Source organism: Njordella calcicola (genome assembly GCF_056494125.1).
This window is the reverse complement of sequence record NZ_CM151396.1, coordinates 7011390-7038366: the sequence shown is the minus strand read 5'-3', so window position 1 is coordinate 7038366 and position 26977 is coordinate 7011390. Positions and strand designations below refer to the sequence as shown.

Below are 26977 nucleotides of genomic sequence, written 5' to 3'. Positions count from 1 at the left end.
CAAGAATGATGGACCAACATGAGTTTTCTAACACCCCTAAACAGCCGCTGCGATGGTGGGAAAAAAATGTTCCGTGGTCTGGAGTATTGATAGTCATACTAATTGTAGTTTGGATAGCCGTTGTCTGGGGGAAGTTCGGCAATCCACAACGTGATACGTTGGAAAGATATTCCGAAGCCGCAAATGATCCAGTAGCAGAAGTGAAAACGCTGATCGGTCTAGCATCACTGTACTTCGATCAGGGAGACTACGCGCGAGCGGAGCCTTTCTATAAGCAAGTCCTAGAGATCCAAAAATCCGTTCTTGGCGAGCAGCACCGTGACTACGCCGATTCGCTTAACAAACTAGCAAGGCTCTACGTCAACACGGGGGATTACGCGCTAGCCGAGCCGCTGCTTAGGCAGGCCCTGGAGATCCGAAAGGCTGTGATTGGCGAGCAGCACCGGGAATACGCCAAACTCCACAATCTAGAATACGCCCAAAGCTTGAGCAATCTAGCGTCGCTCTACGGCCACATGGGTGAATACGTGCAAGCCGAAGCCCTCCACCAAAACGCCATGGCGATCTACAAGGCGGTCAAGGACCATTCGCTTTACGCCTTAAGCCTGAACAACCTAGCGAGCCTTTATCTCGACATTGGTGACGATCCACGAGCCGAAACGTTTGTCAAACAGGCCCTGGAGATTCGAAAAGTAGTGCTTGGAGGTCGACATCCTGACTACGCCTTCAGCCTGAGCAGTCTAGCGGTACTGTATTTAAAAAAGGGTGATTACGCGCAAGCAGAGCAACTCTACAAGCAAGCCCTGGCGATCTACAAGACTGCTTTTGACGAGCAACATCCGGAATATGCGATGGGCCTGGACAACTTAGCGGGACTCTACTTAAGAAAGGGTGATTACGCGCAAGCCGAGCCACTCTACAAACAGGCCTTGGAGATTCGAAAAGCCGTGCTTGGCGAGCGGCACAAGGACTACGCTACAAGCCTTGATAGGCTAGCGTCGCTCTACCACCAAATGGGTGAGTATGCGCAAGCCGAATCACTCTACAAACAGGCCCTGGAGATTCGAAAAGCCGTGCTGGGAGATCGACATCCTCACTACGCCGGAAGCCTGGACAATCTAGCGAGACTCTACTTAAAAAAGGGCGATTACGCGCTAGCCGATTCGCTCCTTAAGCAAGCCCTGGAGATTAGAAAAGCCGTGCTTGGCGAGCAGCACCCCCGCTACGCACTAAGCCTGAATAATCTAGCGTTGCTACACCAACACGTGAGGGATTACGCGAGAGCCGATCCGCTATACGCGCGGGCACTCGAAATCTCTATACGGCACTTGGACGAGACGGCGAGTATCCTGACTGAGCAACAGCAAATTGCCATGAGTCAGTCGCTAAGATATCAGCTCGACAATTCCATAAACTGTGTGCTAGCGATGAAACCGCGACCTCAATGGATCACGCAGCAAATGGTCGCTTGGAAGGGTGCCGTGCTAGTACGATTGCGTGCTTTACGGCAGGTGAGCGATGATCCGACTATCGCTGAGTCCTTCCAGCAATTGCAGCGCACTACCCAGCAGTTGTCAGCTCTGCTACGAGCCGTGCCGGGGCCCGACAAACTTGATGCTTGGAAAAGGCAAGTAGCGAAGCTGGGTGAAAAGAAGGAACAGCTTGAAGCGGATCTCATGCGCACCAGTGCCGCGTTCCGCCGAGCACAGAAGAAGGCGTCGCTGGAGGATATCCGCCAGGCAATTCCATCCAATGGCGTAATCATCGATTACTTAGAGTACGCAGGTAAGAAAGGCCGATCGCTAGTAGCTACTGTAATGAGCGGCGACCAGGAGCCAGTGATGATCGACCTCGGTTCCGCCACAGAAGCAGGTGCTGCGATTCAACGCTGGAGATCCTCGCTAGGAGCTAGCGGCGAGGCCCGTCAAGCTGGCGAGCAGCTACGCAAGCAGCTTTGGGAGCCCTTGCTTCCCTGGATCGACGCTGCGAACCTAGTCTTCGTCTCAACCGATGGAGTGCTAGGCCAATTACCGTTTGCGGCACTTCCGGGTAAATCGCAAGGAAGTTACCTTATCGAAGACCACGCGATCGTCATGCTCCCTGTTCCGATCCTACTGCCAAAACTAATGGAGCGTGGGGCCCAGGAATCGAGACTCTTGGCAGATTCGGCCGCAGGGACCTTGACCGGTTTGTTGATGGGCGCCGTTGACTATGATGCGGTCAGTGAATCCGATGCAGAGCCATCTTCATCTCCGAGTGCCCCTGGCTCATTTTTGTTGGCCAGCCGCACCCGGGGCGGACTGACCTGGGGGCCGCTGGCTGAGACGGGAATAGAACTCGATACCGTTGCTAAGCTGTTCCGGGGCGAAGTGGTTCAATTACGAGGCAGCAAGGCGACCGAGTCGGCCTTCCGAGAGGCCGCAGGAAAGGCTCAGTGGTTGCATTTGGCGACACATGGGTTCTTTGCGCCTCCCGAGATGCGCAGTGCGTTTTCTTCTGAGGCGATAGCCAAGTCGGAAAAGGACTTGGCTGGACTTTCAAGCAGTCAGCAGAACCGTTTTGTCGGCTACAGTCCTGGTCAACTTTCAGGTTTGGTATTCGCGGGAGTCAATCGTCCGGCGCAGTCAAACGATGGGTTGCTTTTTTCAGAAGTGAGCGATGATGGGATCATGACCGCCGACGAAATCGCCCACCTTCCGCTTGAGGGTGTAGAGTTGGCCGTGCTGTCCGCGTGCGAAACAGGGTTGGGAGAGACCGCAGGCGGCGAGGGCATTCTCGGCTTGCAGCGTGCTTTTCAGATAGCTGGAGCCCGCAGTACCGTAACCAGTCTCTGGCAAGTTGACGACGCTGCTACCAGGGCGTTGATGGAGGAGTTCTATCGCAACTTATTTGACCGCAAGCTCGGTACGCTAGAATCGCTTCGCCAAGCGCAGCTATGGCTGATGAAGAATCCAGACGTCATCGACGACCGCGACCTAACCACTCGCGGAGGCATTCGCGAGACGAAACCGATAGATCGTACCGCAACGCAAGGAACCTCCAGCTCTCGCAGCCTTCCCGCCTACTGGGCCGCCTTTCAACTGAGCGGTGACCCACGGTAGAACGCTTCGTATGTCGATTGTTTTAACGTTCGGCATAGGGGTCTGTTCATTGTCTTGGTCGTACCACACCTTGGGAACGTCTTGCGCGCAATCTATCTCGGAGGTTAGTCCCCGGAATTACCTCGCTCATCAAGCGTATCTTTCCGGGTTTTTGTAGTGGTCTGCTTCACGTTTGTCGATTGGTTGGATTCCTTGTAATCGAAGCGTATCACAAACTGCGGCTACAACAATTTCTCCATGTTGGTGGAGGCTTAAAGATACTCCTTGAAATTCCTGCTCGGTTGCTTGCCCACCAGAAAATGACACTCCTGTAACCAGGCAGGTGGATGTTTCTATCGAAGTTAATGCTGAATAGCGAGGCTCATTTAAGGTCAAGCGGTTAGTTCCCCCGACTATTCTTATCTTTGTTCCACCGTCGAGGTCGTTGGACCACTTTGCCGTAGAACGTCTTGGCACACAGGGCGAAAAGAATACTAAATCTAACTGTCGTGAGTCAAAATTCAGACCGATGAGCAGGAGGGGCTCCAATTCCGAAACAGAATCAAAATGACGTAGGATTCCTTCATGGCCTTGAATAAGTTCATGCCAGTTGAGTTTTGAATTCATCATTTTTGCTCCGTATGGAATTATCTGCTGTAGCTCATTTAGCACAATAATCGTTCTGGTAAATCAATTCAGCCAAATTGCCGTCGGTTACATGGTAAACTTCCAGACAGAATTCGCCTCCACCGCCAGCCCCAAAGCAAACGAATTTTGCTCCAGACTGTGGACTGCACACAGTAAACAACCTGCAAGACCTTGGCCCTTGCAGCCACATGTAATCGGGCTGTCCATCAATCGTGAGATTCCCGCAAGTCTCAAGCCCCTGTAACATTTCCGGTTGTCGGCCAAAATCGTCAACATAAGCAAAAGTCGGCTTTGGGTTTGGGAAGAACGAAAGGTCGATCTCAAAATCGATACCGCCAGTACAAATTTTACGAAAAGGGACTCTTGGTAAAGTTACAAACTCTATCATCTCAAGCACCACATCGAGCAGACAAGTCCAGTCGCCACTTGGACGTGACTGAAACTTGGCCTCCAAAGCGTCGGCGACCAATTCTCGCGCGCTATGGCCTCGACGATCGCGAAGTCGTTGGTCGAGTACAAGTTCTTCGTCGAAGTGATCTGTTGGCCGAAGGTAACGTCCTGGTACACCCAGTCCTGTGCCAAGTTCGGCAACGATGATGCGCAAGGCTTCATAAGATGCCGATGGACAAACTCGTTGCCAATCGAAAATCGTGGATGGCTTTCGGGCCCCGAGCTTCGTTGCAAGGCTGACTCCGTCACTTTGCTCAACGTTTGCCTCACGTCCTCGTCCCAACTCCAAGACAGAAGTGGCGTTTCTCTGAAGCCTGACACCGCGCGCGTTGCAGGGGATGGGGTCGTCGACGCAGGTTGCATTAGCCGTCGCCTGATTCACGGCAGTGGATGCATGAGTGAGTTTATTGGCCCCGCCTTGTCCGTAGCTGCGCCATTTTCTGGCGCGGTTGGCAGTCGCAACATCATTTTTTAGAAGGAGTTGCCAATCCCTAGGGCACCACCATGACACCAATTCCGAAATTAAGCCAATCGGCCCGGCAAGCAATCGAGCAAGAATCGCAATGGCTGCAAATCGGCATGTCCAGAATTTTACATTGCGATATCGGTAGCGAAACAGTTGGAACGAGATGTAGCCACAGATAAGCCAAACGGCAATACTCAAACCGAATAAAACTTGCATATCATATTCTCCTGATACCACAGCTGGGTTCCTCTTATGCCAGCCGGATCAATGCCACTGGGCCACGAGTCGCTTAAACCTGACCGTGCATAGCAATCATTTTACAGGGATTTGGGATGAAATGTCATTGACGTATCGTCGACATCTAGGGTCGTATGCTGCGCAGTCGCAATGAGACGCCCGCTTGGGTGCCGTAATTGGTATGATGCCAAACCTGAACCGATGCGACATTAATCCAGCCGGCGTCCCAGTCTCCTGCCTCTCGACCAAGGCGCCAATCCACGAAATGATTTGGATCGGCTACTGAAACTTTACGTTGTCCATCATTTTTCGTGTAAAAAACTTTCGACTCAGTGACCCGTGTGATCACAAGATAGCCGTATTCTTTCGTTGTATCGTCGTGCCAACCAACGATTCGTTGACGTGATGCCGAGAGCCCGGAAACCAGAAAGTAATCGCCGTCACGCCCCATGTGATAAGTCACGCCCTCGTTCTGATTGTGTTGCGCGGCCTCAAGGAAAGCTACACGCCAAAAGTCCTCGACAGCCGGTCCGATGTAATCGATGTTGATAAATCGAATACGGCGTTCCAGCCATCGATTCTTACCATTCTGCGATACACTCGCCCTACCTCCTGCATACGAATCCTGACGATCATAGTGGTGTTCAATACGATAAGCAGGTTTGAGTACCACTTCCTCACCAAAAACCCCCTGAGCGATTGTTGATCGGCAGCATACCGCAAGGCAGACAACGACCAAGGAGTTGAGCAACAAGTTTTTCATATTCGTTTCCCGATGTTTTGAATTTGATGTTTACGCTGTCATTCCTGTGGAACTGCACTTTAGGGGATTGTTGGAATAGCGTGCTAGGCTTATGCCGCTAGGGCCAAGAGTCTTTCGAATCGGTCGCGTATTTTTGATGGATCGGCGGCAGATTGGAGATCTCTCAAAAATACTTCGCGCAGCATTTTCCGGGCTATTCCTCGCCGGCGGTCATTGTGCGAAGGACGGCGAGTTGGATTGTCCCATGGACGATCGCTTCGGTCCACCAGTTGTTCACTCGTGTGATCCCAACACTCCAATTCAACCAGTGTATACAACCATCCACACAGGTTCCAGCAGCCAATGCTCGACCACACGTTACGAACTTGCTGCTCACCTGCACCCCAGATTTCTTTGACGTCATGAAAATGCTCTTCGATCGCCCACCGATCCGACGCTGTTTTCAGAATCATCTCGACGCCCATCAAAGCGTCAGTGCTAACGTACGCCGCCCAATTACCCTTGGTGTATTCCAGCAGTACCACTCGAACTGTCCCACCCACAACTTGGCTTGTCGCCAAAAATGTCTTGTAGCGACGCTCGACCATAACGCCGCGACAACAGTAGCTAATCGTTTTCCAACCTCGACGATTAGTCGCTCGCTTTTTGAGGCTGATGCGGTTCTTGCCGTATTTGCGAGGCCGACCACGCTGTCCGGTTTTGTTCACGGGAAGCTCAAACAGCTTGGCGTCACTACGCAGCCTCGTCACTATGATCGCCCCTTCGGCAATCAGCGGTCGGATCAACGCCATCGCTGCATACGCTCCGTCGAACACGACGATGAACCCAGCCTTGCTTCCCAGGGCTCTAAGGGTCCGCATCACTTTTCGGCAGAGCTCCAAGGCGAGTTCGTGTTTAGTGCGAAATTCCCATTCATATCGCTGTTTCAGCTTGGTGATGTCAACTTCGCGAACGTACAACATCGACAATATGGGCAGCGCGATTATGCCAAACAGCGGACGGCTTATCAGCATCGCCAAGCAGACCCAGTTGTGTCCGTAGAGCCAGTCTCCATCACCCGGGCCAGGAGTCGGATTGTGGTGAATGTTGGCCGCCTCCACGCATGGCCCAAATCGTCTGGTTGGCGAATCGTCGATGGCCATCGTCCAGTAACCTTTTTCACCAGGATCAAACTTTCTGAGGATTACCCCAAGAACCGCAAACGCCAACGCAGCGGCGTTCTTGCCGACGGATTGAAGCAGTTCATAAAAGCGATCCCAATCGTCTTTGACACCCGCACATCGAAACCAACTGGCGGCCGTCCGGCGACCTCCGGCCAGCAAAGCTCCGGCAACAACAATCGGCAGCCGGAACGCGATTCGCTTGTCCAGCAAGCTGCTCATGGCGGTAGTGAGTGTGGCTATACCGCCCAGCAGTGGCACGCTGGCAGCTTCAGTGGATTGACGATTCGGATTGGCCGTAACCAACCTCTGCCGTTTGTCGTGTTGAGACGACGTGGATTTCGCAGCATGTTGAGCTTGTGGAGGTCTGCCGGAGTGTTTACGCTTAGCCATCCTTGGCCCTTTGTGGATGATTGGTTTGGTGTGGTAACCTCCAATTTCCCGAAGGGCCTTTTTCGTGGCAAGATCAATCCTCGACTTGATTGATGAGATTCCCTAAAGTGCAGTGTGGAATACATCTATGAAAGGCCGATTGCCCGCAGTTCATTTCTCAAAATCTAACAAGAATGGAAATTAACGTCGTGCCTCACGGACTTACTGAGGTTTCGGCAGGCATGAGTTCGGTCAATATTTGAATCCGAGTCAGATCCCCTGTCGAAGGACATTAAATGAAACGACGCATTAAGAAGCGGATGAAGCGAGATCGTCCACGGCGCAATGGGCACATCATCATGTAGGTTTTGGTATAATCCCCATAAATGAAAATTAGCCACGGTCAGTCTTGGTAGTCATTGTTTGTCCGATCTCGATTCGTTTCAATTTGAAGTTGAAAGTGGTTTAAAGCCAAGCATCGAAGAGTTGCTTGCTCGATTCGACCAAGCCAAGCAGAAGGTGCTCTTTCACAAGTTATTGGCAATTGAGCTGGATTGGAAGCTTCGTCAGCAGTGTTCTGTGACCCCAGCCTGCAGCGGTCGGCGTGACTTTGCGGCTAGATGAACCCGACAACATGATCCTTGTGCTGTTGCCGCAACCACGCAAGCAGCGCGGCGGTACCGGGGCTGACCCCATCCCAAAACAGCACGATCAAATCCGCCTTTGTAAGGAGAAACATGTCTCGTCGGCTCGGGGCGTTGGGAACCCTTGGCACTTGTTCGTTCTGGGCATCTACGAACGGTGCTCCGTTCCGAGCGAGCAAAGCACTCATGGTTGGCGTGATGTCGCTGGCGCCATAGCCCACCCCGATCACCCGCTGAGTTTCGCCGAGAAGGAACTTTGCAGCACACTCATCCACGGTCCCGACCGTGCCACAATACCAGGTCGTTTGATGGCCACAATAGGGTTCAAGCAGCGTCTGGACACGGTGAGCGGTTCGACGGGGATCGGCTTGCATCGACCCGGTGACGGCGACAGTGCGGGCACCACGGGACTTTGGGGCGAGGGTTGAGACCGTGCGGGAACCCAAGTGCCGCAGCGTATCCCGTAAGGCGGCCCGCATGTCCGCAGCGGACCGGAACCGACACCGTGGGTCTTTGTCGAGCGCTCCGAATACGGTTTGGCGGAGAGGCGACGGAATAGTCTCGGACAGCGGGGCCGGCGGGACCGTGGCAATGGCCTTCATCAGCCGCATCAGGTCGCCGGACGGGAACGGCAGGCTCCCACCGAGCATTTGGTAGAGCATCACGCCGACCGACCAGAGGTCCGTCTGCACGGACCGCTGACCGTCGAACGCTTCGGGGGCCATGTAGGCCGGGGTGCCAGCCGCCAAACTGACCATTGCCCCCGGATCGAGGACGCGGGCCAACCCGAAGTCCGCGATCCGGGGGCATTCGCCTTGCATTAGCACGTTGGCCGGCTTAAGGTCGCGGTGAACGATTCCCCGGACGTGTAGGTGCTCTAACCCCGCCAGAATAGCCATTGCCATATCGACAGCCACATCGAACGATGGAGCCTTGCAGTCGTGCTTGCCGAGCCATTGTTTGAGGCAACCGTCGGGGGCGTATTCACTGACGATGACGACTTGGCCGTCATAAAAGTTCGCCTCGAACAGAGGGAGAATGTTCGGATGGTTCCCAGCTTTAACCCACACCTCGGCTTCTTTCCGAACTGCGTTTAGATCGATACCGGCGTGCAGCGGTATTTTGACGGCCAGCAGGTTCTTGGCGATCGCGCTGTCCCGTTCAGCGAGCCAGACCTCTCCGAACGCGCCTCGACCGAGAAACTGAACGAGGCAATATGGGCCGATACGTGCGCCTGCGCAGAATCGTCCCTCCCCAGACGCATCAACTTGCGAAGGTGTCGCCTGCGTCAGTGTGCGTGCATCGGATTCTGCCATCGAGCGCCTCTCCGCCGTCGAACAAACGATCACCAAGCGGCATGGGGGATCGCCAATAAGTAAAATCACGACGGAGTGCCGCTTCACGTGCAAGTACGCCCAACATGGGCGTGAGTTTGTGGGGTGCGGAACTCGCGAGGGTTCTCAGTCCCCTGTGTTTAGTTCCGATAGTCCTACAGGAGTCAATATACCAAATGATTAGCCCGTAAGAAACAGACACGAGGCGAAGGCAGCTGCGACCTGGGCGGCTGCGCGTGGGAAGGATGCCCACGAGTGCGCTGGGTAAGCATCAACTAGTCCTGGTATGCCGCACTCTCGCCAAGAACTGCCAGTCTACGAACAGAAACTGAATAGAGGCCGGTCGCTCCAGCCAAGCGTGAATCGGAACACAAAGACAAATCGGAAATAGAGCCTAGCTGTAGGGTGCCAAGTTGGGGTCATAGCTTAGTCGCAAACCCCCTGGCTTACAGGCTTTAGCCGCTTTGGCCCAATGCTCAAAGCATCGGCTGAAGCCTATACACCAGCGGGAACTTGGCGCTGTCCAGCTAATTAGCGAACCGACAAAATACGCTCTATAGTTCACGTGCAAATCAATTGACAATTCGGTGCGTTTGATTGCGAGATCAGCCGAGGTTAGACCTATTGCTAACCTGTATCGTGTATTGTCCGAGCCATAAGTCCACGGGCGTGTTTGCTTCTCGAGTCTCTCCCGGTAGTATCTTCAATCGGCGATTCAACACGACTACGCAATTGTTGGTTAAGTTCTTGATCTGTACCGACGAACTGCTTAGCGGAGTGAGCAACAGATGCCTTCGGGAAATTCGACGGAAGCTGAGTGGAGCGATCCTAAGCCGATCAAAATCCTGGCCAGGCTGAAATGAAGGTAAAAGCATTTCAGTCTCGAATTGCCGACCGATTTCAAGGGGTTTGAGTAGTTCGCAAGAGATCACTGCTCCCTGATGCGTGCGAACGCGAATTTGTAAGACTACCGAATCGAATAAACCAGGGTTATTCTCTCTTAGTAAACAAATCAATGGATCGTCAACGTCTGTTGTACGTTGGAGCAGTAGGGAGCAGTCCGGGCAGGATTGCAAATGTGCTTCGATCGCGTCTATTTGTGAGCTGGTCAAATGCCCTGCAAGTAGAAGGCGAAATGTATCGACGGAATAATGCTGCGTTATTTGGTTTGTCATACGTCACCATCCTTGTCCGTTAACCAACTTGGCGTGGAAAGTTCGTCTGCTCATAGAGCGAACGGAGTTGTACCTGACAGCCAAGCCTTAAGCTTGGTTATTTTTTAATATCGATGTCCTTCGGATTCAACTGCTGTCGTCGAGCATGGCAAAAGCTTGCTGTTCAACACAATTCTAGTTCAGATATAACATTTTACAGGGCTCGGTAAGGTATTCATCTGGTAGCTGGAATCTGTCAAAGTCGGCAGGCCTTGATCTCGCCGTATTATCTTGAACTGCCAATCGATATTCAAGTTGACTGTTGCGAATTAATCGTATCGCTTCGCTTGTAGCCACATGCTGGACTCATGAATTGTCGGTTCTAAGAGAAGAAATCAAGCTCAGTAGCATTTGGCATGCCTGGACAAATCAACTGGGGCGAACCAACTACTCGCCGCAAGTGCTACTCGCACCTGTTCTGCCAAACGTTACCGAAGGCAATAAAGCTGTCGTCCTACAGGGACGGAACGAAAGCTGCAAAAACGTTGTGGCAAAAAGTTTCTGGTCGCTTCAGTTTCTTTGAAATAGGTACGACCGAATTAGCCTTTCCTTGTTGAACGCGAGGCAATGGGCCTCGACAAAAATTGGTTCCTTCACAAGGGCACAAATGATGAAAACGAAGATGCTAGTCGCGGGTTTGCTCACAGGCTGTTTGGCTAATCTTGGAGAAGTCCATGCGCAATACCGCCAACCAAATCGAGACGGAGAGATTGTCTTGGGTATCGCCCAGGCTGTCATCCAAGGAATCGCAAACAATCAACAGATGCGGGCTCAGCAAGACCAGTTCCATCGCGAACAACAGTGGCGCCATCAGCAACAATTGCAGGCTCAACAATGGGCCAACATGCAGGCGCAGCAGGAACAGCAGGCTCGACAGCAAGCCATTCTTCGTCAGCAACAAATCGAGGCCGAACGTTTGCGACAAATGGCATATCAGCAACAACTGGAACGCGATAACTACAATCGACGGATCGCTGAAGAAAATCGCATGCGTAAAGAGCAGGAACGTGCTCGAACGGGTCAGAATGTTGGCGCGGTGGTCGGTGGCGTTGCGGGTGCCCTCTATGGAGGCCAGCCTGGTGCCGCCGCTGGTGCTCAAGCCGGAGGACAGGTAGGCGGGGCCCTCGGAAATGACATTATTCGCGAAGGCATCAACGCCCGAAAATCCGTTGGTCGTGAGTTGGTAAACGCTCGCAAATCAATCTTCGGTCGATGACTAGCATGTATACCCTAAGTCAGAGTGATGACAAGCTAAACAGTGGGGTTGGGAGTTTGCTCTCAACCCTGCTGCATTTTTGTTTCTATGTGATCCCAGTCAGCCAGATTCTGCAAAAGTACGCAATCTTCTTTCCCGCGAGTGGCAAGACAAAAATTTCACGATACGTGAAATCTCTTAGCGGTCAGCAGCCTTTTTCTTTGGTAGTCGGCACATGCGAGTGCCGCAACTAGAACTGTAGTACAAGAAGAAAGTCGAGAAACAAGATGAAGGCTATTAAATCCCTTACCGCATGCCTTCGGGGCCAGCCAACCAGAAAGCAAACTAAGCGATCGTTTCAATTTGAATCACTTGAAAAACGCGAGCTTTTCGCGGTCTCAATCGTGCAGTTCGGAACGAGCGGCAACGATAAGACCCTCGACATATTCAGTGACAATCGTCCTAGTCATGTCGTGGTCTCACAGAGCGGCTCCAATATTCGCGTCACCGACCGGGAAAATGGGTTCGATCGCCAATACCCTATGAGCGGAATTGGACAAGTACGCTTCGTGGGAGGAGCGGCGAACGACCGCTTCTTCGGCATCATAGGTACTATGAAGTTTGCAGCCTGGGGTGGCGCCGGTGATGACTATCTCGAGGGAGCCGGTAGAAATGACTATCTAGATGGGGGGACTGGCAGCGATACTCTACAAGGGAATGGTGGGAATGATGTCATTTTTGGAGGAGCTGGCAATGACATTCTGCTTGGAGGAGCTGGCAATGACGAACTCGTAGGAGGGGATGGCAACGACCAAATTTTCGGAGGAATGGACAGTGATAAGCTTTGGGGCGGTGTAGGCAACGACACGCTCGATGGGGGGGAAGGCAACGATGAGTTGCATGGGGGTATTGGGTACGATACGGCGATTTTATCGCAAGCACGCGAAAGGATTACCGGGATTGAAAATGTTAACATCTCATTGCGATCAGGAAGCCCACAGTCACCGAACACCTGTGGTCCTAATTCGGCTTGGCGAGTGATGGGGGCCCATGGAGGAACTGCGAGTCTGCAACGAATCATCGATTCTGCTTCGGAACGGTCGTTGGTCTCCAAATGGAACCTAGGCACTACTGGGTCCACTTTGGTCAACGCGATGAACGCAAATGCACGAGGGTTGGGCAATTACCGATTTAGTTTGAAGACGAATTCTAGCTTTGATCAAATCCTAAACCATCTCAATGAAGGACGCCCTGTCGTTGCCTTGATCCGCAACGGGTCTATGAGCGTACAAGTCGGTGGTGGATTTTTGGGACAGTTGACGAAGTTGAGTATTCCCTCTCTGCACTGGATTGCAGTCGATGGTTTTGACTCTGCCGCGCAGAAGATTTTCTACACTGATACAGACGGTCGTCGTTATGAAATGTCATATAGTAGCTTTCGGTCAGCCTACGATTGGAGTTCAAGTGCCGCAGGAAACACATTCCTTAGGGGGTTAGGAGTAGTCCCTAGAACTTTTATCGTTTAGGAATCTAGACAAGCTAAATGAGCAAATTTTGCTATCATGAATTATCAAAGCGGGCTTGGCGATTGTCGTAAGACTAGACAGTATCGCCGTCCCGCTTTTGTCGCTTGTAGCAGCCATAAGATCAAAGTTGGATCACTATGCAAGAGAATGAACCACAAATGCTTGATGCCTATGTCAATCGGATCTGGGGGCAACTTAATAGTGGACATGACCGGATAATGATCGAGGGGTTGAAGGCATTGAACTTCATCGTTGAGCAATTCCGTAATCATCAAGACACGCTTGCTAGATGTCTCAGCAGCCGTAACGTAGGCGTTCGAAGACGTGCTATGTCGTTGGTCGCGAACTTTGCGCTAGCCGACGAGAGAATTCTATCTTTGATGGAACAATGCGTAGACGATGCAGACGCACAGACTTCGCAGCTTGCGATCGAAGCCCTTGCCAATCGTGGAAGTCGGGCAATCCCTATTTTTCAGCGGATCTTCGATAGCGGAACACCGGCACAACGATTCAACGCGCTCAATGCAATTCTGTCCTCGGGATTTGATCCTCGCCCCTTTCAGTCTGCACTTCAATCTCTGTTGCCGAGGCCAGAGTTCACCGCCCAAGTGCTACAGTATGTTCGATCCCAATCGCCAGATTTGATGCAGGCATGGATACCAGCTATTCGTGAATCCATGCAAACCGTCGACGGCGAAGGTCGCCTCTCGGCCGCATTTACCCTTTTTCGAATCGAGCCTGGCGCCGTTGATGCAATGGATGTGCTGGTCAAGGCACTGGCTGTCGAGGAAGATCGGCAGTTGGCCGCAACCTTTCTGACCTGGAGCTGCATTCGTTGTACCGAGATACTACCAACACTCATCGAAGCACTCATCGATGAAGATGACGGAACGTGCTGGGAAATCACGGCAGCAATTGCGAACATTGAGGACCGGAATGCTGTGTGTGATCAAATTGCAACGACCGTCATACATCACAGTGCTGCCAAAGTACGTCAGGAACTGGTTAGGATTCTACCAAGCTTCTTCTACGAAACTGGGCGAGTTGATGAAGCAGAAACACTTCTGAACCGGGGACGGATAGACGACTGTTTGCGAGTTCGAATTGAAGCCACAATCCAACTGCTGAAGCTCGGCCTACCTGTGCCGGTGCAGGATATCACGACGGTCATCCATGAAACGCTGGAGTCATTCGACGAACAGGCTAAATTATCTTTGCTGGAACTGGCGAAGTATCAGCAGTCAAACGACCGAGTTCGGCTTCTTAATCTGCTCCGTAAAGATTCTTCGGAAACAATTTCGGAGGCGGCGGCATGGGAACTGTCAAAACCCTGGGCTGATCTAAGTGAAAATGATCTGACTCCAGAACTCTTGCTGGGAATGAATTTGATAAACATCGACCATGACTTTCCCCTAATCTACGAACCATGGTTTGAGAATCGTTGGGCCCACATTAACAGTGCGGGAGTCTCGTCGGATACGGGACAAATCGTTTTGCGATTTGGACTGTCATCTCACGACGAGATCCAAGCGGCGGTTGGCGAGTTAGAGGAGTTTTTGCCGTTTATCAAGGAAATTAATGACCAAAGCCTCCCCAACCTTGGTCCATTTAAGTGCCTTGGCATTGACCATGTAGCACCTCATCGAGGTCTTCATTTTCTTTACGTCACTGGAACGCAATCTCTAGTTGCGAGGGTAGAGATCGGCGTCGGCTCTGTCCACATCGAAGCGGAATTCGCGACGGTAGCAGAGTGTGCGGCATATATTGCCAGACACCTTCCGCGGCAGACACAAATCTGATTGCAGTAGACTCAAGCAGCCCTGAACATCGTTACTCAGGAATCGTTGAAACGAGATGCAGATAGTCGCTAAATATCTACGTTGATCGCCTCAGGATCCGAAGTCCTTTTCATCTCTACCGCGGCACAACGGATGTCTGGCTCCGGCAGCGGCTTAAAGTTTCCTGGGCAATATCTGATCTTCCCTACAGCGAGTTAGGTGCCAATGGCGAATAATATAGCAACGCTGTCGCGTTAGGCCAACACTACTTTTCAAGTAACCTACTCAAGGGATTTCAGATAACTCAATTGCGTTAGAAATATGCTCGTCCAGTGTCAACAATTGTTCGTGTTTGTCCTGCATTCCGCTGTACAGCCATGGATAAAAGGAGATTGGTAATCCAGCCGGATTTAGAGTCATGCACTGCAGTCCGCTCACTTGGTCGGCTCAACGCGTCCGTCGAAGCGTTTCCTTAGTGAACATATCTTCTATGAATTGGCTCGCAATCTCACATTACCTAGACGGGGACGTATTAAAGAGAGATTAACCCAGAATCACGAGCTGATTTCAATTGCCAGGTGCGTATTGCGTTACTCCAGGCGTTGCACTGTTGTAGCTAGCGAGTGATGGGAGTGGGGGCAGCGTTCTTCACTCGTTCCCCAACTGAAATAGAACAAGATGTTTGCAATGCGTCATGCGAAACTGCTTTGGCCGGAAGGTTACATCGGCTCGCAAATTGAGCCGATGGATACAACTTTGTTGGAGTAACAGAGGTGTACGCCGCCATCGAACCAAGATTCAATGGCGGTTTATCCTCGGCGATGCTTATTCCCAACGCGCTAATCCCCAATTGATCGGTGACTCACCGTCATATTGCCATATGATCGTGCCACCACTGAACGGAATCGTCAGCGTAAATCGACGGCTTTCTTCCCGGAGCATCAGCACTCCATCGTGCTGTCGGATTTCTCTGAATCGGCACACAAACTGACCGTTCGTGCCATATTCAACCCAAGTTCCGTCTCCCTGCTTCTTGACCCGACCACCCGAAGGAAAAACCAAAGTGCGAGCGCCAAGGGCTTGGGCTACTCCCTGCGTTTGGGCTGCCCCAGGCGCGTATACTGTAAAACGATAGATCACTGTCCCGCCGGCTTCGCTCTTGCGCACACCTGTCCAATTGTTGTAGTCGCTGGACGCTTTGAACGTTCCGGGCGCAAAGTCAAGGTTACTGATCATTATTACCAGTCCTCGTCGATTCTCCTGCATTACCTGCGCGATGGTGTTCGTGTTTGCAAAACGGACCGAGCCGCTCAGCCCTGCTCCCGACAACCGGATGGCGGCTTCTAGCTCATTCTTGTTGGTCGTACTCACCGACTGAATAAACTGCGAGACGTTGGTCATGCTATGGAACTTCGCTTCGATTTCTCTAGCAGCAATAGCGCGAGCTTCCTGTATTGAGATTTTCCCAACTCGCTTAAGGAACCAATTGTGTTCCCCGCTGCCTTGAAAAATGACGTTTCCGGACTGTGCAAAGCATTCCGAATTCAGCAAGAGTAGTCCGCAAAGCAGACTCAAAACTAACCGTTGCATAATTGTCTCTCCCATGAAATGTCTAGTGTGGCTCCCGCCACAAAACGTTGTTAATGGCCGTGTCAACAATTGCACACGACTCACTCCACAGTAAAAGGCATAAGCCCGGCGGCGAATTTCAGACATTTCAAGAATTTTGGTAAACAACAACGCCAATCTAGAACTGCCTGCAATCATTGCGTTAACCACGGCCTACTCGACTAGATTGGGTTAACGCATAACCAAGATATCCAGGTGCGATCCAAAGAATTCTCGAAACTGACCACCATGTAGCCTAAAGCGATCACTACAAATTTGAGCAAAGGCTGTACGCGTTATAAGGCAGAGGATCACGACTCGCTAGAAGACCGATAGAGGTAACGCGATGTGTCTTTTTTCGCGGTGGGCTGCATGACTTGCCCAACTGATGCTTGCGAAGTTTATTCGTACATCCATTAATTCAAATGGTTGCAGAAAGACATCGCCATTCACTGGAAGTCGCGGAATTCACCAAGTGCGTGACGGGCTATACCGATTCTGGGCTTTCCGCCGCCATTTGGTTGCGGGCAATTCCGATCGATAGCGTGTCCATAGCGAGATAGATCGCGAGAAATACTTGGGCAATCGATCATTCCCGGGCAACCAATACTTGCTTTGCTATAGGCTCGTCCAGCAGAACGTCGCGAGCCCACTACAGCGTTTGCGCCTACCAAGTACGCAATTGCACGAACTCGTTCCAATCAACCTTTAGCTCGCCACCATAATTGGGCTCACGCCATTTAACTCGACCTAGAGTTGATGGCCGGTAGCCATCGCTGGATTGTGCCATTGGTGGTGTAAACATCAAGATGTTATGAAACGTTTCCGTACGATGGACGAATTGATCCAGCACGGTGAAGTCACCTTTAAGAATCCGATCAGCAACCGTATGGTTAGGTTGCAGTTGCCAAGTGCCACGAGGCAATATCCAGCGTTTGGGTTCACGCCGATTCCAGCTTCCTTGATGGGATGTTTCAATAGTGTTTACATGAGCCCAATTTGGATCTCTGGGATCGCGAATTCCCACGATATACGAACGATCGCGGGAGAACGATCCGTTATCCACCTCGACTTGCTCACCGGTTCTCAGGTGGTACACACCCCTTCCGTAAACGTGAGCGCCAAACGTGAAAAGCACATAGAACTCTAGAGGCTTGGGTGAGTCATTTCTGATGATGAACCCGGCTTTCGCTGGTTCCTGGCTGGTCAGCAGCAAAGTGATGACCATAGTAAAGATTGCTAATTTTCGATTCGCAACTAGAGATTTCATTTTTCAGTTCCTTGCTTTGAGTTCTGTGCATTTCGTCCCACAAAGAAAACCAATCACACCGTAACGCTTGAGCTACCGCCGTTCTGCGAAAACGCAAGTCGGCATGCAGCTTTCAGTTAGATAAGGCAGGCCATGAGCAAGTCATTTCAGAAAAGTCTACCGACGAAGTGGGAATTTGCTTTCGCTCTGAAATACTGGCTGACGTTCTGTGGTAACACGTAGGCCGTTTGCTTATAATTACGACGGTCTACAGAACGCCCTGGATGAGTAGGAAATATGAATCTCGACTTAACTTCACGCTCGCTGCTAATGAACCTGCGAGACAAAGCGAACTCAGCGACATGGGAGCGTTTTAATCAGCTTTACGGGCCGTTTATCGAAGGCTGGTTGATTAAACAAGGAATACCGCGTGACGTAGCCGAGGATGTTCGGCAGGAGGTGATGACCAAGGTCTGCGAGCAGATCGCAAGCTTCAACCACAATGGACGTGTCGGTGCCTTTCGGAATTGGCTCAGGCAGATTATTCATTTTCGTTTGCGAACAATTCAACGGCAGCGTTGGCAGGCAGACAAAAAGCGTCAGCATGATCATTCGGATCTGATTGAACAACTGGGCTCCGAGGACAGCGTCCTATGTCGACAATGGGATGCCGAGCACGATGCCTACTTGGCGCGACGCATGTTAGAGATGGTCGAAGCAGAGTTTTCACCCCAGACAATCACGATTTTTAAACGAGTCATTTTGAATGCCGAGGATGCCCAGAGCGTGGCTGCTGAGTTGGAAATCACTCTGAACGCCGTCCGCATCGCTCAGAGCCGCGTGCTGGCAGCCATGCGACGGGTAGGCGAAGGTCTGGTTTATTGAGCGGCAGTCTCACGAGACACGCGAACCGATGAATCCGTTGAAGACTACTAGGATGTCCAAAAATGACTTGCGATGCTCGATTGCAGCCAAGCTGCGTGACACTCAGGGCGATACCGTTCTATGTGTCTCCTAGCAAGCTAGGTCGATGAACGGTGAGATTACACGCAAGGCTGCAACATGAGCGAGCACGGTTGCGATAGAATAAAAAAGTTGCAAGACTCCAATGCTGATGACTGCCTTGCGAGTCTGGATTTACACTGGGGCTGGCGGTGGTTTTCGAGATCGCTGGACAGTAGAGGCTGCTGAATCGGTGTAGGTTTCCCCATGGCTCTGAAGCTGGGAGTGATGTTGATGGGCAAGTACCACGTTCTATTGATACTGCTTGCTGGATGTCTCGTTGGTTGCGCAAATCAGTTGACTGCCCAAGAGCCTGACGAGGCGACAAAAGCCAAAATCGCCGAGCGCGACGAACTACGGTTTAAGGTTGTGAAGGTATACGAGGCGGGACGTTTGGATGAAGCCGTCCAGCTTTTGGAGCAGGTTTATACCTTAGAGCAATCCATCTTTGGGCCTGCCCACGAGGAACTGCTAGGAACATTGAACTTACTTTTCCGCATCGCAGAACGCCGGCAGGATTATCAGGCGGCTATTGGATATCGCCAACGCCAGCATCAAGTGACAGAGCAGCTTTACGGCAAATCCCATTATCGAACTCAAGACGCGGTTCGGGCCGTTACTAATGCCCAGCAACAGGCCACATTTACACCCGAGCAAAAGTCAAAGCTTGTTCAAGCAGATGGTCTCAATGCGCAGGTGTCTCAAGCCTACCAACAAGGCCGATACGAGGAAGGCATTCACGCCGCTACCGAGTGCCTCGACCTCCAGAGCCAAGTGCTGGGCAAGGAGCATCCCGACTACGCCACCAGCTTGAACAATCTAGCCACCTTGTACTTTTCGATGGGCGATTACCCACCGGCGGAGCCGCTGTACCACGAGGCGATGGCGATCCGGGAAAGGGTGCTGGGCAAGGAGCATCCCTTCTACGCTGCCAGCTTGAATAATCTGGCTACGTTGTACGACTCGATGGGCGATTACCCGCGAGCCGAGCCGCTGTACCGCGAGGCGATGGCGATCCGGGAGAGGCTGTTGGGCAAGGAGCATCCCGACTACGCTACCAGCCTGGACACTCTGGCCTCGTTGTACTACTCGATGGGCGATTACCCACGCGCCGAACCGCTGTTCCGTGAAGCGATGTCGATCCGGGAAAGGGTGCTGGGCAAGGAGCATCCCTCCTACGCCACCAGCCTGAACAATATGGCAGCTTTGTTCGACTCGATGGGGGATTACCCGCGAGCCGAGCCGCTATACCGCGAGGCGATGTTGATCCGTGAAAGGGTGTTTGGCAAAGAGCATCCCTCCTACGCCACCAGCCTGAACAATCTGGCCGGGCTGTACGACTCGATGGGGGATTACCCGCGAGCCGAGCCGCTGTACCGCGAGGCGATGGCGATCCGGGATAAAGTGCTGGGCAAGGAGCATCCTGACTACGCCAACAGCTTGAACCATCTGGCCAGCTTGTACAAATCGATGGGCGATTACCCGCGTGCCGAGCCGCTATACCGCGAGGCGATATTAATTGTGGAAAAGATGCTGGGCAAGGAGCATCCCGACTACGCCGCCAGCTTGAACAATCTGGCCGGGTTGTACAAGTCGATGGGCAATTATTCACGAGCCGAACCGCTGTGCCGCGAGGCGATGTCAATCGTCGCAAAAGTGCTGGGCAATGAGCATCCCTTCTACGCTGCCAGCTTGAATAATCTGGCTACGTTGTACGACTCGATGGGCGATTACCCGCGAGCCGAGCCGCTGTACCGCGAAGCGATATCGATTGCCGAAAAAGTGTTGGGCAAGGAGCATCCCCACTACGCCATCAGCCTGCACAATCTGGCCGGGCTGTACGACTCGATGGGCGATTACCCTCGGGCTGAGCCGCTGTACCGCGAAGCGATGGCGATCCGGGAGAGGCTGTTGGGCAAGGAGCATCCCGACTACGCTACCAGCCTGGACACTCTGGCCGGGTTGTACAAATCGATGGGCGATTACCCACGGGCGGAGCCGCTGTACCACGAGGCGATGGCGATCCGGGAAAGGGTGCTGGGCAAGGAGCATCCCTCCTACGCCACCAGCCTGAACAATCTGGCCTGGTTATACCTCTCGACGGGCGATTACCAACGAGCCGAACCGCTTTTCCGCGAGGTGATGGTGATCCAGGAAAAGGTGCTGGGCAATGAGCATCCAGACTACGCTTCCAGCTTGAACAATTTGGCCTTGTTGTACGATTTGATGGGCGATTACCCACGAGCCGAACCGCTCTGCAGGGAGGCGATGGAGATCACGTTGCGGAATTTGGAGTCGACCGCCGATGTCCAGTCGCAACGCCAACAGATGCGGATGGGGGAAGCGTTACGGCATCGGTTGGATAGTTACCTTTCTCTAGCGGTGCGTGAAGCACGGTATCAACCATCGGCTTATGCAGCGCTGTTGCGTTGGAAAGGAAGCGTTTGGCAGCGTCAACAGCGGGGACGCTTGCTGATCGACGAACCGTCGCTCAAGCCTCGCTTCGCAGCCCTGCAGCAAGTAGCTTCTCGACTCTCGACGTTGATCCTGCGTGTGCCGGAACCAAACCAACGCGATGCGTGGCGGCGGCAACTCGAAGAGCTAACCAACGAACGTGAGAAACTCGAGCGTGATCTGTCGCTGGCCGGCGTCGCGTTTCGGCAGGCGAGCACGCCGGTGACTCTTGAACAATTGCAGAACAGCTTGCCCAATGGGACCATGCTGCTCGACTTTTTGGAATTCAACTACTTCACACCCGCCAATGCCGAGCGGCAAACCAAAGAATCTCGGGAGCGTCGTCTGCTGGTGCATATGGTCCGCAGTGACCAGGAGGTACGGGCCATTGATCTTGGACCGGTCGATGTGATTACCGATCTAGTGCAAACGTGGCGACGCGATCTGGGTGGAAGCCCAGAGTCGGTCGCTGCAGCGGCACAGCTTCGCCGGTTGATCTGGGAACCGCTGACCGAGCACCTCAGCGGCATTACGCTGGTCTATGTCTCGCCCGATGGCGTGTTGGGACAATTTCCGCTGGCCGCACTGCCTGGCAAACAACCTGGGGCGTACTTGATCGAAGAGATCGCGATGGTGATCTTGCCGGTACCCCAAGCGCTGGTTTCCAAGGGCCAGGCAATCGTAAGGTCTGATGACACAGCCGAAGATCGCTTCTGCCTAGTCGGCGGTGTCGATTACGAACAAGTCGCTGTGCCTACGGATGAGCCAATACCATCGACACCGACAAGCGAACCGTTCACGAAGGGAACCCAGATGTTAGCCTCGCGTGGTGGCGAGCCGATGGTTTTCACACCGCTGCCTGGCACGGTCGGTGAGATCGAGACGATCCAGTCGCTGCTGCAAACGCATCGACCCTCGTCGAAGATGACCATCTTGAGCGGAACGCAGGCCAGTGAAGCGGCCTTCTCACGCGTGGCCCCAGGCCAGCGTTACCTGCACGTTGCTACCCACGGATTCTTCGCCCCGCCGACGGTCAAGAATGCTTTGACGGCAGCGAAACCTGAGCTGATGCAAAGCATGATGTTGGGTGGCGATGCATCGCGCTCGCCGCAGCTTGTGGGCCAGCATCCTGATTTGTTGTCGGGCTTGGTCTTTGCCGGAGCGAACCGCCCACAATCGGGCGGAGAGGATGGGATACTTACAGCCGCCGAGGTTCAGGAGCTGGATTTGCGAGGCGTGGAGTTGGCGATCCTGTCGGCTTGTGAAACGGGATTAGGTGCGACTGCAGGTGGTGAAGGGATCATTGGATTGCAGCGTGCGTTCCAGTTGGCCGGCGTAGCGACGACGATCAGCAGTCTATGGCAAGTCGACGATGCAGCAACGAAGGCCATGATGGTTGAGTTCTATCGCAACTTGTATGAGCGCAAGCTTGGCAAATACGAATCGCTTCGGCAGGCCCAGCTATGGCTGCTGAACAATCCAGACGTGATCAGCGGCCGCGACCTAACCACACGCGGCGGCATTCGAGAAACGAAACCTTTAGATCGTACCGCAGCGCAAGCAACCACCAACCCTCGCAGCCTTCCCGCCTACTGGGCCGCTTTCCAACTGAGCGGGGATCCCAGGTAGTCGAGCATGAAAAGCATATAAGCTCAGTTCATTGATATATCGCGTTCTTTCAGTTCGGTTGTTCAGAAAACGCCTGCTTTGTCCGGACTGATTACTGGGAATTCCAGCGCATGATGAGCATGATTAGAGCAAGTATCACTGCAACAACACTAATCAACAACCACCTCAAAGAAGAAATGCGGGTAGGTGTTGTCGTTCTTGCCGACCAGTCCGCTCGCGGTGACGTTTGTGATTTCTGGTTCCCTGCAACATCGCTTGTCCGCGTTGGCAAAGACTCCGCTTGGGCCAGAGTACCGCGCATGCCTCCACGGCGTGCGCTACCTTCAACGAGTGGGCTGCCGATATCACCTCGGCTACCGAACGTAAGTGGGGTTTCGCTGTGATCGGTCTCGTTTGGGGAATTGCTATTTGTGATGTGAACTCTTGGCTGGCGAACTCGACCAAGTCTTCCAACTGATTTTTTGGATCCGCTAGACCCCTTCGATGCCGGATCTAAGGATTCGGTCGATTCATTCCCAGGAATTTTCTGGAATCCCAACGCCAATAATTCTGACGGCGGTAGAGACCTCTCTGGATTTGTTGGAAAAGGTTCCTCCCAATAGAGTGGACGAATGAAATCAACTCGCTTCAGCGACAATGCATATTGCCATTCGCGTTCCACTTTCTTCGAGCACATTGCATTACTAGACCAGTAAAGCTGAAAAACATCCGCAGAACGAATCAGCTCCTTTGTTTCGCGGGGCGCCCGATGCTCGTTGAACTGGGTGGTTAAGAATTGATCATTCAACAGTTCCGCATAACGTTTGAATTCCTCGACCACAATACGATCGTGCAGGGAAACACTAGCGTACACACGGCGAAAGCGGCGAGAGTGGTCTTCGTTCATTGGAACTGGATCTGATACCTCCGTAAGCTTGGAATCGATGCGTACGACGAGACTAACTTCTGCGATCAGCATTCGCCCTAGGTAAACAGACAGCCTCCCGCGAGCAACCTGTCCATCGAGGTGAGCTGCTGCCTTGAATCGGAATTCTTCGCGATGAATGGGTTCTTGCCACAAGAACGATCGCTGAGGAGGGTTAAATTGCAGGCCGTCTCCGCTCGGCACAAACGTTAACTGGCTCGAACGTGGAATCGCTCGCGAGCTATCCGCCGTTAATGATGCATACTCAGGCGACTTATGGCCTAAGATCTGTTCGGCTTGCCGTTGAACCTCTACGATCGGATCGGGCGTCTGAGGAGAAGCATCTTTCGGCAGTTCAGCCAAGTGGGCGAATGCCAACAGGGGCTGCCACGATTCCGGAGGGATCGCCTTAGGCCGAAAGACGCTAAATTGGACGTTTTCATCGCTCAGATACTTATTTACCAAGGGTTGATTTTGTGTTGGCGATTCACGCCGAACGATCTGTAAGCCTAGCTGTTGAACGATTCCCTCAATGGCCAGAGGATCGACGCCGTGTTCTCGCAAGCGGACCACGGAACTGCCATGACCATGTTTGGCGACATCGACAAACAAATCGATAGGTCTCAATTTTCCTCTTGATGGCCCGAATTTGCCGAACTCTGTGAGTGAGTCGCGGACACAGTCGGATAGAAGAGGTTGTTCGGACAACAGTACCCGATCCACAGGGATTTCCGTGGGAATTGCCTCGGGTAGCGCTCCGGCTGGCAAATTGTCGAAGACATCTCGAAGTGGCCCCGCGCCCAGCCGTACCATCGCTTCAAAAAGATCCTTGGTACTAATTCGCGTTGAACCTGTACGTCTCTTTTTGTTGTATGCCAAAGAGAACGCATCCTGCAAATCCGGATCTAGCTGATCCCAAACACTGTGCAGGAGATTGGCTGTATCTGGTATATTGCTATCTGCCAAATTGTTTGCGACTCTCCCATGCCGATTGGCTTGTGGCGAACTTACAAGTCGTTCGGCAAACTCTTGAGCAGTGGACGGCCGCTTGGTAGGAACGGGCTGCAAGCACGATTCGATGAGCTGACATATAGAATCGCTTACGTTCGGTGCGAGCGACTTGAGTTGTGGTAAGCGACCTGCGTTCTTCTCCAGCATCAAACGAATATGGTCTGAATCGTCGGCAAAAGGCGGCATTCCTGTCAGCAACGTGAAGAGCGTGGCACCCAACATGTAGATATCACTTGCGGCCGTCTCCGTTTGATCTAGCCAGAATTCCGGCGCTTGGTACGGCAATGCGGAGAGATCCAAGCCAACTGTTTCCGGCGCGAGCGTGCAACTATCAAGGTCCTCCTGACTCAGCCGAATTTCTGCCAAGCGAGGCTGCCCTTGGTGATCCAGAAAAATGTTCTGCGGACGCAAATCTCGATACAAAATCCCATCTTGGTGTAGCAGATGCAATGCTTCCGCGATTGGTTTCATGATCGCAACGGCGTCAGGCTCAGTTAGCTTTCCTTGCTGGGAAATATACTCGGATAGGCTTCGCCCCTGCACATACTCCAGCGCTGCGTATTCCGTTCTATTAAGTGTTCCGGCTTCAATGACTTTCGTAAAGCATGGATGAGTAACTTGACTCGCCAACAAAACCTCCTGTCGGAATCGAGACCGTGCTCGAGCGTCCTTCAAACACTCCGGCGGCAGGCATTTGAGAAGTACTAGGTTTCCAGTCTCGTCCTCCGCTCGGAATACTTTGCAATTTGGATCGTGCGAGAGCAACTCTTGCAGTCGAAAACGCCCAAATTGGCTTCCCGTTACCAAGATGGCTTGTAAGTTTTCTTGCGGGCTAAAGCCAGCGGTTGCTTCAAGCCCATTCCGGCTCTCATTTCTTTCTTTAAACCAAGCTCTAAGATCTTTGGAGAAGCTTGCTGCGGTTGGATAGCGCTGAGCCGTATGCTTCGCAAGAGCTTTCCTACAGATAGTGCTCAATCCAGGATCAATTTCCGGACGGTATTCTCGCGGGTCGGTGATGGGGTCATCACTTGTGAGTCGGCATAAGACTTCCATGATTGGCCCCCCAGCAATTGGGGGTTGTCCCGTCAGTAGGGCATAGAGCGTTGCCGCCAGCCCATACACGTCAGTTTGTTCTGCAATCTTGCCAAACCGCCGGTGCGCTTGCTCGGGAGCCATAAACGTCGGCGTCCCCATCATCTGTTCCGTGGCGGTTAGAGCGTCGACCGCTCGTAGGTCTTTGGCCAGTCCGAAATCGGTGACAATTGGTCCTCGATGTTCATGCCAAAGTATGTTACTCGGTTTCAGATCACGATGGATAACACCTTGAGCATGTGCATGTTCGATAGCTCCGGCGATCTTCAACAGTATTTCAACTGCTTGCAAGATAGAAAATCGTTTCCGGTTGATCTGTTTGGCGAGATCATCACCTGCGACATACTCCATTGCCAAGAAGAGTTCGTTGCTGGGTGTGCGACCAATGCCATGAATGGTGACAATCTGTGGATGGCTGGCCTGAGCGAGCGTACGGGCTTCGCGAAGAAATCGGGGTTCCAATTGCGGATCATCTGCTAAGTCGCTTCGAAGTAGCTTGACCGCCACGCGTCTTCCGAGGCTCCGTTGCATAGCCAAATAAACATTCCCTTGGCCTCCGCGGCCCAACCGAGACTCAAGTTGATAATCACTGAAGTTCAACGGTGCATCGTGTGCATCATGCAATACGGCATCATTCGGGTTCCCTTTCGACGAAGGTCTGTTTAACTCTTCCAAATCCGTTGTTTGTTGGTCGTCATTAGGAGTCGTCTGTTGCGACTGACTTTCTTGTACCAAAATAGCCTCAACGAGTTCCGGAAACTCGTTTCGATATTGTTCAAGGCCTACCTGCTCACCGCAGGACCGGCGAAACTCCATCTCCAGATAAAGCAACTTACGGAAGAGCCCTAGTCGAAGCTCGGTGCTGGGAAACTTCTCTAAGTATTCCGCTATTTTTGGAGATTGATTGTTGCGCAATGCTGCTTCAAAAGAGTCGCAAGCGTTATCCGCCTCTTTCGAAGTGCTTAATTCGTCATGATGTTGCCTAGACATGTCCATACATAAAATTCTACCAAACGCTGATCGGCCTGAGTGCAGGAAACCGCTCTTTGCCAGTGATGGCTGTTCGGGTTTTCATAATTCAATTCTGGCTTCGGAATTTCACGGATTCGCCGCAATCGAGGCCTAATATAATCTGGAGAGCCTGCGTAGCTCCACGATGGC

Annotated in this window: 15 protein-coding genes; 6 read left to right on the top strand and 9 right to left on the bottom strand. The window is 52.5% G+C overall.

The features are described 5' to 3' along the window. The first annotated feature begins 5 nt into the window (after window positions 1-5). Window positions 6-3101: a CHAT domain-containing tetratricopeptide repeat protein gene (locus tag SH302x_RS27205; RefSeq protein WP_479366278.1), complete on the top strand. Its 3096-nt coding sequence runs from the start codon at window positions 6-8 to the stop codon at window positions 3099-3101. Between the two features lie 129 nt (window positions 3102-3230). Here the strand turns inward: SH302x_RS27205 and SH302x_RS27200 are convergent, their stop codons facing one another. From SH302x_RS27200 to SH302x_RS27180, 5 genes are all read right to left on the bottom strand, one after another. Continuing rightward, window positions 3231-3710: a hypothetical protein gene (locus SH302x_RS27200; RefSeq protein WP_479366276.1), complete on the bottom strand. Its 480-nt coding sequence runs from the start codon at window positions 3708-3710 to the stop codon at window positions 3231-3233. A gap of 31 nt (window positions 3711-3741) precedes the next feature. Continuing rightward, window positions 3742-4860, bottom strand: coding sequence for a hypothetical protein (locus SH302x_RS27195; RefSeq protein ID WP_479366275.1), 1119 nt, complete (start codon window positions 4858-4860; stop codon window positions 3742-3744). A gap of 145 nt (window positions 4861-5005) precedes the next feature. After that, window positions 5006-5644, bottom strand: a complete 639-nt coding sequence (locus SH302x_RS27190; RefSeq protein ID WP_479366274.1) for a hypothetical protein — start codon at window positions 5642-5644, stop codon at window positions 5006-5008. Window positions 5645-5733: 89 nt separating this feature from the next. Next, window positions 5734-7197, bottom strand: a complete 1464-nt coding sequence (locus SH302x_RS27185; protein ID WP_479364550.1) for an IS701 family transposase — start codon at window positions 7195-7197, stop codon at window positions 5734-5736. Between the two features lie 595 nt (window positions 7198-7792). Continuing rightward, complete coding sequence (locus SH302x_RS27180; RefSeq protein WP_479366273.1) at window positions 7793-9136, bottom strand: serine/threonine-protein kinase; 1344 nt, start codon at window positions 9134-9136, stop codon at window positions 7793-7795. A 1839-nt stretch (window positions 9137-10975) separates the two neighbouring features. Here SH302x_RS27180 and SH302x_RS27175 point away from each other — a divergent pair. The 3 genes from SH302x_RS27175 to SH302x_RS27165 all read left to right on the top strand — a co-directional run bounded on the left by SH302x_RS27175 (window position 10976) and on the right by SH302x_RS27165 (window position 14888). Further along, entirely contained in the window at window positions 10976-11584 is a 609-nt protein-coding gene (locus tag SH302x_RS27175) for a YMGG-like glycine zipper-containing protein (RefSeq protein WP_479366271.1), read from the top strand. A gap of 266 nt (window positions 11585-11850) precedes the next feature. Continuing rightward, window positions 11851-13089 carry a C39 family peptidase gene (locus tag SH302x_RS27170; protein ID WP_479366270.1) on the top strand — a complete coding sequence of 413 codons (1239 nt, stop codon included), beginning with the start codon at window positions 11851-11853 and terminating at the stop codon, window positions 13087-13089. Between the two features lie 137 nt (window positions 13090-13226). Beyond that, window positions 13227-14888, top strand: a complete 1662-nt coding sequence (locus SH302x_RS27165; protein ID WP_479366268.1) for a HEAT repeat domain-containing protein — start codon at window positions 13227-13229, stop codon at window positions 14886-14888. 264 nt (window positions 14889-15152) lie between these two features. On the opposite strand, the gene SH302x_RS27160 is transcribed toward SH302x_RS27165, so the two are convergent. The 3 genes from SH302x_RS27160 to SH302x_RS27150 all read right to left on the bottom strand — a co-directional run bounded on the left by SH302x_RS27160 (window position 15153) and on the right by SH302x_RS27150 (window position 17745). Then, window positions 15153-15287, bottom strand: a complete 135-nt coding sequence (locus SH302x_RS27160) for a hypothetical protein (protein ID WP_479366267.1) — start codon at window positions 15285-15287, stop codon at window positions 15153-15155. Between the two features lie 405 nt (window positions 15288-15692). Further along, window positions 15693-16457 (bottom strand): hypothetical protein, encoded by a 765-nt coding sequence (locus SH302x_RS27155; protein ID WP_479366266.1) that lies wholly within the window; start codon window positions 16455-16457, stop codon window positions 15693-15695. A 685-nt stretch (window positions 16458-17142) separates the two neighbouring features. Continuing rightward, on the bottom strand, window positions 17143-17745 hold the full coding sequence (locus SH302x_RS27150; RefSeq protein ID WP_479366265.1) for a hypothetical protein: 603 nt from the start codon (window positions 17743-17745) through the stop codon (window positions 17143-17145). A gap of 276 nt (window positions 17746-18021) precedes the next feature. On the opposite strand from SH302x_RS27150, the gene SH302x_RS27145 reads away from it, so the two are divergent. After that, the gene (locus SH302x_RS27145) at window positions 18022-18609 is read left to right on the top strand and encodes an RNA polymerase sigma factor (RefSeq protein WP_479366264.1); all 588 of its coding nucleotides are present in this window, start codon (window positions 18022-18024) and stop codon (window positions 18607-18609) included. 324 nt (window positions 18610-18933) lie between these two features. Then, window positions 18934-22809 (top strand): CHAT domain-containing tetratricopeptide repeat protein, encoded by a 3876-nt coding sequence (locus SH302x_RS27140; RefSeq protein ID WP_479366263.1) that lies wholly within the window; start codon window positions 18934-18936, stop codon window positions 22807-22809. A 91-nt stretch (window positions 22810-22900) separates the two neighbouring features. Here the strand turns inward: SH302x_RS27140 and SH302x_RS27135 are convergent, their stop codons facing one another. Further along, a complete protein-coding gene (locus SH302x_RS27135; protein ID WP_479366262.1) occupies window positions 22901-26806 on the bottom strand; it encodes a protein kinase domain-containing protein in 3906 nt (1301 codons plus the stop codon). Window positions 26807-26977: the final 171 nt, after the last annotated feature.

What these genes read in the sequence shown, in the direction of transcription:
- SH302x_RS27140 (WP_479366263.1), top strand. Translation starts at nt 18,934, where the DNA reads ATGGCTCTGAAGCTGGGAGTGATGTTGATGGGCAAGTACCACGTTCTA.
- SH302x_RS27195 (WP_479366275.1), bottom strand. Translation starts at nt 4,860, where the DNA reads ATGCAAGTTTTATTCGGTTTGAGTATTGCCGTTTGGCTTATCTGTGGC.
- SH302x_RS27145 (WP_479366264.1), top strand. Translation starts at nt 18,022, where the DNA reads ATGAATCTCGACTTAACTTCACGCTCGCTGCTAATGAACCTGCGAGAC.
- SH302x_RS27135 (WP_479366262.1), bottom strand. Translation starts at nt 26,806, where the DNA reads ATGTCTAGGCAACATCATGACGAATTAAGCACTTCGAAAGAGGCGGAT.
- SH302x_RS27165 (WP_479366268.1), top strand. Translation starts at nt 13,227, where the DNA reads ATGCAAGAGAATGAACCACAAATGCTTGATGCCTATGTCAATCGGATC.
- SH302x_RS27170 (WP_479366270.1), top strand. Translation starts at nt 11,851, where the DNA reads ATGAAGGCTATTAAATCCCTTACCGCATGCCTTCGGGGCCAGCCAACC.
- SH302x_RS27205 (WP_479366278.1), top strand. Translation starts at nt 6, where the DNA reads ATGATGGACCAACATGAGTTTTCTAACACCCCTAAACAGCCGCTGCGA.
- SH302x_RS27155 (WP_479366266.1), bottom strand. Translation starts at nt 16,457, where the DNA reads ATGCAACGGTTAGTTTTGAGTCTGCTTTGCGGACTACTCTTGCTGAAT.
- SH302x_RS27180 (WP_479366273.1), bottom strand. Translation starts at nt 9,136, where the DNA reads ATGGCAGAATCCGATGCACGCACACTGACGCAGGCGACACCTTCGCAA.
- SH302x_RS27160 (WP_479366267.1), bottom strand. Translation starts at nt 15,287, where the DNA reads ATGACTCTAAATCCGGCTGGATTACCAATCTCCTTTTATCCATGGCTG.
- SH302x_RS27200 (WP_479366276.1), bottom strand. Translation starts at nt 3,710, where the DNA reads ATGATGAATTCAAAACTCAACTGGCATGAACTTATTCAAGGCCATGAA.
- SH302x_RS27190 (WP_479366274.1), bottom strand. Translation starts at nt 5,644, where the DNA reads ATGAAAAACTTGTTGCTCAACTCCTTGGTCGTTGTCTGCCTTGCGGTA.
- SH302x_RS27185 (WP_479364550.1), bottom strand. Translation starts at nt 7,197, where the DNA reads ATGGCTAAGCGTAAACACTCCGGCAGACCTCCACAAGCTCAACATGCT.
- SH302x_RS27150 (WP_479366265.1), bottom strand. Translation starts at nt 17,745, where the DNA reads ATGAAATCTCTAGTTGCGAATCGAAAATTAGCAATCTTTACTATGGTC.
- SH302x_RS27175 (WP_479366271.1), top strand. Translation starts at nt 10,976, where the DNA reads ATGATGAAAACGAAGATGCTAGTCGCGGGTTTGCTCACAGGCTGTTTG.